The sequence below is a fragment of the Streptomyces sp. AP-93 genome (assembly GCF_022808175.1).
GTDB lineage: Bacteria > Actinomycetota > Actinomycetes > Streptomycetales > Streptomycetaceae > Streptomyces.
The window spans coordinates 69755-82292 of sequence record NZ_JALGBX010000018.1 but is presented as its reverse complement, the minus strand read 5'-3'; the positions used below and the strand labels follow the sequence as shown (position 1 = coordinate 82292).

Sequence of the window (12538 nt, the reverse complement as noted above, 5' to 3'; positions counted from 1 at the left end):
CCTCGTCTTGTAGATTCGTATGAAAGGCAGGATGCGACGACCTGCCCGATTTCCAACGGCAACATTCGAGACAGATCGGCGGCGACATCATGCGGCTGCGCGCACTGCTGGAAACCGAGGCGCTGGGGCTGCGGCTGCTGGGCGGCGAGGAAGAACTCGACCGGACGGTCCGCGGGGTCATGACGACCGACCTGAGGGATCCCAGCCGATACCTATCCGGAGGGGAGCTAGTCCTCACTGGCCTGGCATGGAGACGAAATTCAGCCGACTCCGAGCCGTTCGTACGAATCCTCGCGAGCGCCGGCGTGGCCGGGCTCGCGGCCGGCGAGGCCGAGCTGGGTGACATTCCCGACGACCTCGTCTCGGCGTGTCTGCGCAACCGTCTGCCGTTGTTCGCTGTAAACGAAGACGTTGCATTCGCCACCATCACCGAGTACGTGGTGCGGCAGGTGTCGGGAGAGCGTGCCGGCGACCTCGCGGCCGTCGTGGACCGCCATCGGCGGCTCATGACCTCCGGTCCCGCCGGTGGCGGACCCGATGTGGTGCTCGATCTGCTCACCACGGACCTCGATCTCCGGGCCTGGGTGCTCTCCCCCACCGGCCGGCAGATCGCCGGGGCGGGCGAGCCGCTGGCGCCGGGCATCTGCGCGGCACTGGCGAGCGAGCACCTCGCGGCGGTCCGGACGGGCCGCAGAGGACCGCACCGGATCTCCCTCCAGGGTATTACCTACTCCCTCTTCCCGATCAGGGGACACGGGCGCGGCGCCGCAGGTCCGGCGGCCCGCGACGTCCGCGAGAGCGTGCTCTCCGACTGGCTGCTGGCCGTCGAGGCCGACGCCGGCGACTGGCCGGCCGAGCGGCTCGACCTGCTCCAGGGCGTCACCCAGCTCATCGCGGTCGAGCGGGACCGCCGCGACGCGGCCCGTACGGTGCGCCGCCGCCTCGCCCAGGAAGTCCTGGAGCTGGTCCAGACGGGCGCTCCGCCCGCCGAGATCGCCGCCCGCCTGCGGGTGGCCGCGCCGGTCCTCCTGCCCGGCCTGGGCACCGCCCCGCACTGGCAGGTCGTCGTGGCCCGGGTGGACTGGGACGGCGGTGACATCGCGGGCGGCCCCGTAGCCCAGTCGCTGCTGGAGGAAATCCTCGTAGACCCCTCCGTCTCCGGTCCCGAACCCTCGGACCGGATCGCCGTCGCGCACGCCGGGGACGAGGCGATCGCCCTCGTACCGCTGCCCGCGCCCGCCGGGGAGCCCGGCGAGGAGAAGGGCCCCGACACCGCCCTGCACGCGGAAACGCTGCTCGCGTCCGTACGGGACCCCCTGGCGGCCGGACTCGCCGACGACGGCCGGCTCACCCTGGGCGTCAGCGCGGCCGTGTCCTCCGCCGAGGGGCTCCGCGGGGCCCTGGAAGAGGCCCGGCACGCCCGCCGGGTCGCGGCGGCCCGCCCGGGCCGGGTCTGCGCGGCCGGCCACCACGAGCTGGCCTCGCACGTCCTGTTGCTCCCCTTCGTCCCGGACGACGTCCGCCGCGCCTTCACGGCCCGGCTGCTGGACCCGCTGCGGGACTACGACCGCCGCCACCGGGCGGAGCTCATCCCCACCCTCGAGGCCTTCCTGGACTGCGACGGCTCGTGGACCCGCTGCGCGACCCGGCTGCACCTCCACGTCAACACGCTGAGGTACCGGGTCGGGCGAATCGAGCAGTTGACGGCGCGGGATCTTTCCCGGCTGGAGGACAAGCTCGACTTCTTCCTGGCACTGCGGATGAGCTGAGAAGATCCACCGCCTGACCGGCCGGGGGGCCGGTCGGGACCGACCGGGCTCCCGTCCGGGGCCGGTTGGGGGCGGCTGATGATCCGTCCGGACTTTGTGAAAGAGTTCACCCGACCCCTTGGCCGAACCTGCCGATCCGTGCTCTCATTTCGCCCCAGGGCTCAACGACGTGCTGCTTGGTTGCTTTGGGGAGGGCAATGTGGCGGATACCGCCATGTCCAGTGCCGGAACTATCGGGGGAGACGACCCCCTCCAGCGGGCGATATGGCGGCTGCGCTCGCGCGGCTGTTGGACCGACGCGGCGGCCCTGCTGACGCCGCACCTGCACGATGCCGGAGCCACCGTGCAGCGGACCGCACTGCTGGTCGAACGCTGCCTGTTCACCGGACAGGGCTGGGCCGAGGCGGAGGACGCGCTACGGGTCGCCGAAGCGGTCTCGCAGGACGACGACGACCGGGGCGCGGCCGCGTGCGAGCGCGGTCACCTGGCGTACGCGGCGACCGTACTGGGCGTGCGCGACCGGGCCGACGAGGCCCGCTCGGCGCTCGGCCGGGCCGCGGCGCTGCTGTCCCCGGGGTCGCGTACCCGGCCCCTGCTGGACTTCCGGCGGGGCCTGGTCGCCGAACACCTGGCGGACGCCCCGTCCTCGGCCCTGCCGGCGTACCGGCGGGCCCACGCGGGCGCCCTGGCCCACGGCGACACCCTCCTCCTGTCCTTCACCTGGCGGCACCTGGCGGCGCTGGCCCTGCGGGACGGGGAGGTCGCCGAGGCCCGCAAGGGCTTCGCGGAGTCCCTCCGCATCCGGGAGGACCTGGGCTTCCTGGTCGGCACGGCCCCGGCGCTGGCGGCCCTGGCCGAAGCCGAACCGGAGCCGGAGGCCACCCGCCTCCGCGCGGAGGCCCGCCGCCTCTTCCACCTCCTGGGCGGCATCCCCACCTGGCTGGCGGACCAACTCCACCCCCTGCCCGCAGTGCCTTCGTGACGCGCCGGGCCCTTTTTGACGCGCCGGTCCGGGTGCGGGTGGTTCTGCCCTCCGGGGCCGAGTTCCCCTACCCACCCTTCGCCCGTTCCCCGGGCTCCGCCCGGACCCGGTCCTCAAACGCCGGACGGGCTGAAGGCGGGCTCCGCCCCAGACCCCGGTCCTCAAACGCCGGACGGCTGAAAGAGCAACCCCGGCGGAGCTGAAAAGCCCACCCGCCGACGGGGCTGGAGGCGGCCGGGACGGGGCTGGAGCCGGCCGGGACGGGGACGGGGGCGGGGTGGGGTGTCGGCCTGGACGTAAAGCGTGATTTGTGGCGCAGGTACACCCCACGCCCTGTCGGAGTAGAGCCGAGGGCGCCTAAATCATGCAGTCCAGGCCGACACCCCACCCCGACCCCGGCACCGGCCCACCCCCGCAGCCCAACCCCACGACCCGCCACATACAGGCCGACGCCGGCCACAACCCAGCCCCGCCGGCGTTTGAGGCGCAGGGTCTGGGGCGGAGCCCCAGGGGCTCCGGCGCAGCAAAGGGTCAGGGGCCCGTGAAGTGGGCCCGGATCAGGGACTCCGCCTCCGGAAGCGCGCCCGAGGACAGCGCGGCCAGGACGCCCACATGCTGCGCCGCGTCCGCGACGAGGTCCGTCCGGCGGATGCGGCGCGGCCCCGGCAGGGGCCACTGGGAGCGGCGGTGGAGATCCTCCGCCACCACGAGGAGCTGGCCGTTGCCCGCCAGCGCGAGCACCGCGCGGTGGAACGCCCGGTCCGCGTCGGCGTACCGCGCCGCATCACCCTCGGCCGCCGCCTCCACGGTCTCCGCGGCCGCAGGCCCCAGCGCGGCCCAGGCCCCGGACGGCACCGTACGGGCCAGCCGCAGCATCACGGGGACTTCGAGCAGCGCCCTGACCTCGGCCAGCTCCGCCAGCTCCCCCGGGGTCCGGGTCAGGACCCGGAAGCCCCGGTTCGGGAGGCATTCGACGACCCCCTCCAGCGCCAGCTGCTGCATCGCCTCGCGCACGGGCGTCGCGGAGACCCCGAAGCGCTCCCCCAGGGCCGGGCCCGAGTAGATCTCCCCCGGGGCCAGCTCGCCCGCGACCAGCGCCGCGCGCAGGGCGTCGAGGATCTGCCCGCGCACGGAGTGGCGTACCACCTTGCGGTCCTGCTTGCCGTCCTGCTTGCGGTCCTGCTGTTCCGGTACCCGCGCTCGGTCCGTATCGCGCACTCGGCCCTCCCACGGGTTTCGACCTGCCCGAAGAATAGCCCGCCTTCCCACACCCGACGGAGATCAGGTAAGGTAAGGCTTACCTGTTAACGATCGCGTGATTCGGTGGTTCGCGCATGACCGTCATGACCGTCACGGCCGTCGCGCCCACCCAGGGCGGCGTCCGCTTCGTACACCCCGTACGCACCCCCGCCCCGGCCGGCTCTCCGGTGTCGGACGCCTACGCCCGGCTGACCGAGGCCTACGGCGGACTGCGCGTCACCGAGCTCGCCCCGCACGAACCCTCCCCTCGCGGTGTGGGGTGGGTCGGTGCGGACGAGCTCGCGGCGGGCGGCGAGGCCCTGGAGGCCTTCATCGCGTGGGACGAGGCGCAGATCCTCCGCGACTACGGGCGCCCGGGCCGGCCCGACGTGGTGGCGGGGTTCGGGCTGCACCGGTACGCATGGATGGCCTGTCTCCTGATCACGATCCCGTGGTTCCTGGACCGGCGCGTACCGCTCCTCCCCCCGGAGTCCGTGTCCTTCCACCGGACGCAGGGCCGGATGGCCGTCCGCGTCCACTCCTTCGCCTGCCTGCCGGACGACCCGGCGGCAGCGCTCCCCGGGGCCCGGGTCGTGCCCGACGAGGACGCGCTGCGTGCAGAGGTACGGGCTGCGGTGGCCCAGCACCTCGAACCGGTCATGGAGGGCTTCGGCCCGCGGATGCGGCGCGGGCGGCGGGCCCTGTGGGGCATGGTGACCGACGACGTGGTCGAGAGCCTCTGGTACGTGGGCAACCTGCTCGGCGAGGCCGAGGAGCAGCGGGCGATGCGCGAGCTGGACCGGCTCTTCCCCGGCGCGACCGCCCCGTACACCGGAGGCGCGGGCTTCCGCACCCTGGAGGCCCCGGACGGCCGGGAGCTGCCCACCCGTGACCGGGCGAGCTGCTGCTTCTTCTACACGATCCAGCCCGACGACACCTGCGTCACCTGCCCCCGCACCTGCGACGAGGACCGCGTCGCGCGCCTGACGGCCGACGGCTGAGAAAGCCGGTCCCGCCCGACGGCCCTACGGCCCGACGGCCCTACGGAGCCAGAGTCCGCAGTACGCAGAACTCGTTCCCCTCGGGGTCGGCCATGACCACCCAGCTCCGGTCCGGGCCCTGGCCCACGTCCGTCCTGGTGGCGCCGAGGCCGAGCAGCCTGGTCACCTCGTCCTCGGTACTGCGGTCGATCGGGCTGACGTCGAGGTGCAGCCGGTTCTTCACGTCTTTGCCCTCGGGCACCCGGACGAACACCAGGGTGGGCGGCATGTGACGGGCCCGGATGTCCTCGACGGTCGGCACCCAGGAGCCGATCTCGACCATGTCCTCGCGCCGGTCGATCACCTTGATGTCCAAAACCTCGCACCAGAAGGCCGCAAGCCGCTCCGGATCGTGGCAGTCGACGCTCAACTCGGTGAACCTGCTCGTCACGAACCTTCTCCAGGACAGTGCGGACCGGCACCACGCAGGGCGCCGACGGTCGGCCAGTGTTACCCACCCGGCCGTACGGCCGCCACCAAGTTTCCCCGCCGCCACCCCCACCGCCTCAACCCACCCGTCCGGCTGACGAAAATCGAACTCAACTCAACGCGCACGACCTGGAGTTCGATCCGCAACACCCTATCCGGCGGGCTCCGCCCCCCGTTGGCGTCCACTTGCCCCGAAACCCGCGTGTACGGCTCACCGGCTGCGCCACTATGGCGCCCGGAAAGCCGCACCGGCCACAAGCCGAACAGCTGCATACGCGAGGCAAGGGACAACCGCATGAGACTGACCGACATATCGCTGGACTGGCTGCTGCCCGGCAGCCTGCTGATCCTGGGCGTACTTGCGGCAGTGGCGGTACTGGCCCGGGGCAAGCGCGAGGGCGAGAAGGCCGGAGTGGCCGAGGACAGCTGGGAGCGCAGCGAGGAGCGGCGGCGGCGCAAGGAAGCCGTCTACGGGACCGCCTCCTACGTCCTGCTGTTCTGCTGCGCGGCGGTCGCCGCGGCGCTCTCCTTCCACGGGCTGGTCGGCTTCGGCCGGCAGAACCTCAACCTCACCGGAGGCTGGGAGTACCTGGTCCCCTTCGGTCTCGACGGCGCCGCCATGTTCTGCTCGGTGCTCGCCGTGCGCGAGGCCAGCCACGGCGACGCGGCCCTCGGCTCGCGCATGCTGGTCTGGCTGTTCGCCGGCGCCGCCGCCTGGTTCAACTGGGTGCACGCCCCGCGCGGCCTCGGCCACGACGGGGCTCCGCAGTTCTTCGCCGGCATGTCGCTCTCTGCGGCCGTGCTCTTCGACCGCGCGCTGAAGCAGACCCGCCGGGCCGCACTGCGCGAACAGGGCCTGATTCCACGGCCGTTGCCGCAGATCCGGATGGTCCGCTGGCTGCGGGCACCCCGGGAGACCTTCGGCGCGTGGTCGCTGATGCTGCTGGAGGGGGTCCGCACGCTCGACGAGGCCGTGGACGAGGTGCGCGAGGACAAGAAGGAGAAGGAGAACGACCGGCACCGCCGGCGGGAGCAACACCGCCTGGACCGGGCGCACATCAAGGCGCTCGGCCGGCAGAACCGGGCGTTCGGGCGCGTGGCCCGGGCCCGTCAGGTCGAGGTACCGGGGCTGGCCCCCGGAGCGGGCTCCGCGCCGGTCGGCGCGGAGCCGGCCATAGCGGAAACCGGACAGCTGCCCCTACGGCGCCGGCCCTCCCTGCAGGCGGTGAGCGGAAGCGACCCTCATGACCAGGCCGACATGGCCCTCGGCCCCCGGACGGTGGACCTCACCGCCGAGGACGACACGCAGACGCTTCCCCGACTCGACTCGCTGGAACGCAAACTGAAGGACCTGGAGCAGCAGTTCGGCTGAGGCGGAGGTGACGGGCACGGTCCCCCGTCCAGGATCCACCGCTTCGCGGGGCTCGCCGGTCATCACTCAGGCGGGCCCCGCCTCCTTCGCTCCGTCGAGCTCGAACCACACCACTTTGCCTCCGCCGAGCGCGAGCCCGAGCGCGTCCACGCCCCAGGCGTCGGCGAGCGACTGCACCAGCACCAGCCCCCTGCCGTGCGTACCGTCGTCGGCGGACGGTACGTGCGGCCGGGGCCGGCGGGCGGCATAGTCGCGGACCTCCACCCGTAGCCGGTCGGCGGCGAGCGTCGCGGAGACCTCGGCTCCCTGATCGGTGTGGACGAGGGCGTTGGTGACGAGCTCGGTGATCAGTAGCTCGGCCACCTCGGCGGCCTCCACTCGGCACCGGTGACGCATCAACTCCCGTAAGTCCCTGCGGACTTCCCCGACCGCTTTCAGATCGGCCCGCCGCACGCTCCGGGTGATCCCCGACGCGTCCACCGCCGCCCCGTCCTCGGCCGACGGTTCGCGCGGCACCGGCCGCCCTCTCCGCCACAGCTTTCCGGCCTTCGCCCCCACCCGCACGGCGATGTACCTCCCGTATGCCCCCTGCTCCGACGGCCCGCCGGTCGAACAGGCCTACGGGATGCATGCCCCCCGGGGGAATCCGCACGCATCCGGCCTCAAGGGCGCGGCACGTTACGGAGGTTGGATCGCGCCATCTGGATCATCCGGCCCACCCCTCCGTCCAGCACGATCTTGCTGGCCGAAAGTGCGAATCCGGTCACCATTTCAGCGCTGATCTTCGGCGGAATGGACAGGGCGTTGGGGTCTGTGACCACGTCCACCAGAGCGGGTCCCTTGTGCTTGAAAGCGTCCTTCAAAGCCGCTGTGAGCTGCTTGGGCTTCTCCACCCGGACCCCGTAGGCGCCCGCCGCGCGGGCGATCGCCGCGAAGTCGGGGTTCTTGTTCGTCGTTCCGTACGAAGGAAGGCCGGAAACCAGCATCTCCAACTCGACCATGCCGAGGGATGAGTTGTTGAAGAGGACCACTTTGACGGGGAGGTCGTACTGCACCAGGGTGAGGAAATCTCCCATCAGCATGGAGAAACCGCCGTCGCCCGACATCGACACCACTTGACGTCCGCGATCGGTGAACTGTGCGCCGATGGCCTGTGGAAGGGCGTTGGCCATGGAGCCGTGGCTGAAGGAGCCGATGATGCGGCGCTTTCCGTTCGGGGAAAGATAGCGCGCCGCCCATACGTTGCACATGCCCGTGTCCACGGTGAAGACGGCGTCCTCGTCGGCGAGTTCGTCGAGGACCGCGACCACGTACTCGGGGTGGATGGGCGTGCGCTTCTCCACCTTGCGCGTGTACGCCTTCACCACTCCTTCCAGGGCGTCGGCGTGCTTCTTCAGCATCCGGTCGAGGAACCGGCGGTCCGTCTTGGCCTTCACCCGGGTGTTCAGCGCGCGCAGGGTCTCGCGTACGTCGCCCCAGACCGCGAGGTCCAGCTTGGTGCGGCGGCCCAGGTGTTCGGGCCGGATGTCCACCTGGACGATCTTGACGTCGTCGGGGAGGAAGGCGTTGTACGGGAAGTCCGTGCCGAGCAGGATCAGCAGATCGCACTCGTGGGTGGCCTCGTAGGCCGCGCCGTAGCCGAGCAGCCCGCTCATGCCGACGTCGTACGGATTGTCGTACTGGGGCTACCTGCGTACCTCTACGCCGCCGGCCACCCCCCAGGAAGGTACGCACCTAGGAATTGTCGTACTGGATCCATTCCTTGCCGCGCAGGGCGTGCCCGATGGGGGCCTTGACCCGGCCGGCGAACTCCATGACCTCGGCGTGCGCGCCGGCGGTGCCGCTGCCGCAGAAGAGGGTGACCCGGTCGGCCTCGTCGATGAGCCGGACCAGCTTGTCGATCTCGCCGTCGCCGGGCCGTACGGTCGGCCGCGCGGTCACCAGCGCCTGCTCGGCGCTCTGCTCCGGTGCGGGCAGGGAGGCGATGTCCCCGGGCAGGGACACCACGCCGACGCCGCCGCGCCCGATGGCGTGCTGGATGGCGCTCTGCAGCACGCGGGGCATCTGGCGCGGGTTGGAGATCAGCTCGCTGTAGTGGCTGCACTCGGTGAACAGCCGGTCGGGGTGGGTCTCCTGGAAGTAGCCGAGGCCGATCTCGGAGGAGGGGATGTGGGAGGCCAGCGCGAGGACCGGGGCCATCGAGCGGTGGGCGTCGTAGAGCCCGTTGATCAGGTGGAGGTTGCCCGGGCCGCAGGAGCCCGCGCAGGCGGCGAGGGAGCCGGTGATCTGGGCCTCGGCGCCGGCCGCGAAGGCGGCGGTCTCCTCGTGGCGCACCTGGATCCACTCGATGCCGCCGGTGCGGCGGATCGCGTCGACGACGGGGTTGAGGCTGTCCCCGACGACTCCGTACATCCGGCGCACGCCGGCGCGCACGAGAATGTCGATGAACTGCTCCGCCACGTTCTGCTTGGCCATGGAGGGGGGCGCCCTTTCCGGTTCGGCTCTGCTTCGGCTCTGCCGCGTGCGCCTCCCATCCACGCATGATCCGCCGGGTTACGCCTCCCAGACCGCGGCGGCCGTCCGGTCGTCGGCGTAGCCCTTGAGGCGGAGCTGGGTGTCCGCGAGGAAGGCGGCGAGGCCCGGCGGGGCTGCGTCGGCCCAGCGGGCGGCGAGCTCCGCCGAGAGCGGCTCCTCCTCGCGCATCGGGTCCGCGAGGCCGCCGGAGCACAGGAGCAGGGTGTCGCCGGGGCGGGCCACGGAGGCCCTGAAGCGGAAGCCGGCGGGTCCGGCGGGCGCCGGAGCCGGGGTCGTCGGTGTCGCCGCGGCCTGCGCGGGCTCCTCCAGGTCCCGCCACTGTCCGTCCCGGAGCCGGAACAGGCCGCCCGCGCCCGCGCCGAAGCAGACCCGGGTGCGGCAGCCGGGGTCGACCGGCAGCAGCAGTCCGCGCAGCCCGGCCGTGTAGCCGTCCTCCGGGAGCCCCAGCTCGGCGGCGCGGGCGCGCAGCTGCCCGTAGCCGCGGTCGGTGAGCCGCTGGAGCCCCGAGCGCAGGGCTTCGCGCCGGCCGTCACGGATGTCCTGCGACAGCCGCTCCTGGCTCCGCCCGACGGCTCCCGCGACGGAGCGGCACACCTCGGCGGCGGCCTCGGCGGCTCCGGGCGCGGCCCGGTCCCCGCCGGCGAGCACGACCAGCACCAGCGCGTCGGGGCCGGTGCCGAAGCGGGCGGTGAGCAGGAAGTCCCGCCGGGCCTCGCCCCGGAACCGGGCCGAGTCCCCGCGCACGGAGGCGGCGCGCAGCGTGTAGCCGCCGTACTGGGCCCCCTCCAGCACGGTGTCGGGGGTCAGCGCGGCGAGCCCGGCCGGATCGGCGGTGGGCAGCGCGATGGGCTCCGCGGCGTAGGTGGGCGGCCGGTCCCCCAAATGCGCCACCACGGGCCGCGGCCCCCCGGAAACCCCGGCTCCCGAAGCCCCGGACCCCGACACCCCGGCTCCCGATAGCCCGGCTCCCGAAGCCCCGCCCCCGTGCCGGGCCCCTTCCCCGGCCTCCGGGACGGCTCCCGCGCCGACGCCCGGCAGGGCCCCGGTCCCGGCCCCTTGCCCGGCCCCGTGCCTTGCCTCCGGGACGGCTCCCGGGCCGGCATCGTTCCCTGCCGGGCCGCCCGGCGCGCCGGGCCGGGCCCCGTGACCGGAGCCCGACCCGAGGCCGGCGCCGGACCCGTCCCCGGGCGCGGCACCCCAGCCCGCCCCGGACCCCGGATGCGAGCCCAGGCCGAAGCCGGTGCCGAGGTCAGGACCTGAATCGAGCCCGGGCCCGAAGCCGGGTCCCGGAGCGGCTCCTGAGCCGTGACCGCGGCTGCCGCCGAACCCGGAATCGACCCCCAAGCCGGACCTAGCACCCGAGCCGAGACCAGGCCCCACACCAAGACCGGACCCGGGCACGCCACCAGCACCCGGCCCAGAGCCGGGACCGAACCCGGACCCGCGATCGGGACCGGAACCGGGGCCATAACTGGCGCCAGGCCCGGAATCGGCCCCCAAGCCGGAACTAGGGCCTGAGCCGAGACCAGGACCCGCACCAAGGCCGGACCCCGGGACTGGATCAGAACCCGGCCCGGAGCCGGGACCGAACCCGGAGCCGCGATCGGGACCGGAACCGGGGCCGGAACTGGCGCCGGGCCCAGAATCGGCCCCCAAGCCGGAACTGGGACCTGAGCCGAGACCAGGACCCGCATCAAGGCCGGACCCCGGGACGGGACCAGAACCCGGCTCAGAGCCAGACCCGGGAACTGGACCAGAGCCGGAGCCGGAATCGGCCCCCAGGCGGGAACTAGGACCTGAGCCGAGACCGCGACCCGCGCCTAGGCCGGACCCCGGGACGGGACCAGCACCCGGCCCGGAGCCGGGATCGGGACCGGAGGCGGGACCGGCAACGAAGCCGGTGTCAGAGCCGGGACCGGACCCGTGGCCGGAGATGGCGCCGGACCCGTGGCCGGGGATGGCTCCGGACCCGTGGCCGGGGATGGCTCCGGACCCGTGGCCGGGGATGGCTCCGGACCCGTGGCCAAGGCCGGGCCCGGGGCCGGACCTGAGGTCGGGACCGACCCCGGAGGCGGGACCGGGGTCAGAGGCCGGACCGGGGTCGGAGGCGGATGCGGGCCCAGGGCCGAAGCCGGCGTCATGCGCGGGGCCGGACCCGAAGCCCCCGCCGGGCCCGGAACCGGCGGCAGGGCCGGACCTGGGATCTGAGCCGGGGCCGGACCTGGGCCCGGGAGCCGGAGCAGAGCCAATGCCGGAAGCGGGAGTCGGCCCGGAGCCCGGGCCGGACCCGGAAGCGGGGCCCGGCGGTGGGTCGGTGTCCGGACCCGTCCACGGATCGCCGTCGCGGCCCGCACCAGGGGCCGGGCCGGACCCTGCCGGGGTGGCCGGTGTCGTGCCGGATCCCGCCGGGCCGGCCGGGCCCGGGTGCCCGGCTCCGGCGTACGCGCCGTCGGGGCCGCGCCCGGCCCCTGCCGGGTCCCGCTCCGGGGGCGCAGCCGCTGTGGGCGCCTCGTCCCGTAGGCCCCAGCTCCAGTCGGACGGTTCCCCCGACTCCTCGGCGGGCAGCGCGGGCGGGACGGCGACGCTCCCGAGCGCGTACCAGGTCTGGCCGCCCTCCCGGGGGTCACGGGGCGGCGGCAGCACCGAGCCGCCGTACGCCTCCCCCGCCTGGGCCTCCGGCTCCACCGCCGGCCCGGAAACCGCCGCGGGCGGCTCCGCTTCCGCCTCGGGCACCTGTCCGAAGGCCGGCGCATGCAGCCCCGCCCCAGGCCCGGACTCCGGCGCGGGCGCCCCGACCGCGGCCACCGGCCCAGACTCCGGCACCGGCACCGGCACCGGCAGCCCGAAACCCGCCACCGGGACCCCGACCTCCGCCGCGGGCGGCCCGGCCTCGGCCACCGGCCCGGCATCCGCCGCCGCCGGGCCCGACTCCGTCTCCGGACCCGGCGCGACCAGCGCCCCCGCCCCCGCCCCCGTCCCCGAGTCGTGTTCCGTCACCGGGGCCGGGTCCCTCCGGGGGTGGGGTACCGGGGTCGGGGCCACCAGGACCGCTGCCGAGCGGAAGCGGTGTTCCAGGGTGTCCCGGGGGTCGGGTTCCGGTCCCGCGTCGGGGTCTTCGTAGAGCTTCTGCCACCAGTCATCCGCGCCCGCGTCCCGCTGACTCATGGCCCTC

The 12538-nt window shown here is 73.8% G+C and carries 8 protein-coding genes and 1 pseudogene; 4 read left to right on the top strand and 5 right to left on the bottom strand.

Annotated features, from left to right (window positions below; translation table 11 throughout):
* The first annotated feature begins 89 nt into the window (after positions 1-89).
* Positions 90-1769 carry a PucR family transcriptional regulator ligand-binding domain-containing protein gene (locus MTF69_RS27220; protein ID WP_243338753.1) on the top strand — a complete coding sequence of 560 codons (1680 nt, stop codon included), beginning with the start codon at positions 90-92 and terminating at the stop codon, positions 1767-1769.
* A 214-nt stretch (positions 1770-1983) separates the two neighbouring features.
* Positions 1984-2751, top strand: coding sequence for a hypothetical protein (locus tag MTF69_RS27215; RefSeq protein WP_243338752.1), 768 nt, complete (start codon positions 1984-1986; stop codon positions 2749-2751).
* Between the two features lie 531 nt (positions 2752-3282).
* On the opposite strand, the gene MTF69_RS27210 is transcribed toward MTF69_RS27215, so the two are convergent.
* Positions 3283-3969: a GntR family transcriptional regulator gene (locus tag MTF69_RS27210; protein WP_243338751.1), complete on the bottom strand. Its 687-nt coding sequence runs from the start codon at positions 3967-3969 to the stop codon at positions 3283-3285.
* Positions 3970-4094: 125 nt separating this feature from the next.
* On the opposite strand from MTF69_RS27210, the gene MTF69_RS27205 reads away from it, so the two are divergent.
* Positions 4095-4991: a (2Fe-2S)-binding protein gene (locus MTF69_RS27205; RefSeq protein WP_243338888.1), complete on the top strand. Its 897-nt coding sequence runs from the start codon at positions 4095-4097 to the stop codon at positions 4989-4991.
* Positions 4992-5031: 40 nt separating this feature from the next.
* On the opposite strand, the gene MTF69_RS27200 is transcribed toward MTF69_RS27205, so the two are convergent.
* The gene (locus MTF69_RS27200; RefSeq protein WP_243338750.1) at positions 5032-5421 is read right to left on the bottom strand and encodes a VOC family protein; all 390 of its coding nucleotides are present in this window, start codon (positions 5419-5421) and stop codon (positions 5032-5034) included.
* Positions 5422-5754: 333 nt separating this feature from the next.
* Between MTF69_RS27200 and MTF69_RS27195 the strand changes: the two genes are divergently transcribed.
* Complete coding sequence (locus MTF69_RS27195) at positions 5755-6831, top strand: DUF2637 domain-containing protein (RefSeq protein ID WP_243338749.1); 1077 nt, start codon at positions 5755-5757, stop codon at positions 6829-6831.
* Between the two features lie 66 nt (positions 6832-6897).
* Here MTF69_RS27195 and MTF69_RS27190 read toward each other — a convergent pair whose 3' ends face one another.
* From MTF69_RS27190 to MTF69_RS43480, 3 genes and pseudogenes are all read right to left on the bottom strand, one after another.
* Complete coding sequence (locus tag MTF69_RS27190) at positions 6898-7347, bottom strand: ATP-binding protein (protein ID WP_243338746.1); 450 nt, start codon at positions 7345-7347, stop codon at positions 6898-6900.
* A gap of 146 nt (positions 7348-7493) precedes the next feature.
* Positions 7494-9306 (bottom strand): annotated as a pseudogene (locus tag MTF69_RS27185) (pyruvate oxidase).
* Positions 9307-9384: 78 nt separating this feature from the next.
* Positions 9385-10260, bottom strand: a complete 876-nt coding sequence (locus tag MTF69_RS43480) for a protein phosphatase 2C domain-containing protein (protein WP_243338745.1) — start codon at positions 10258-10260, stop codon at positions 9385-9387.
* Between the last annotated feature and the right edge of the window lie 2278 nt (positions 10261-12538).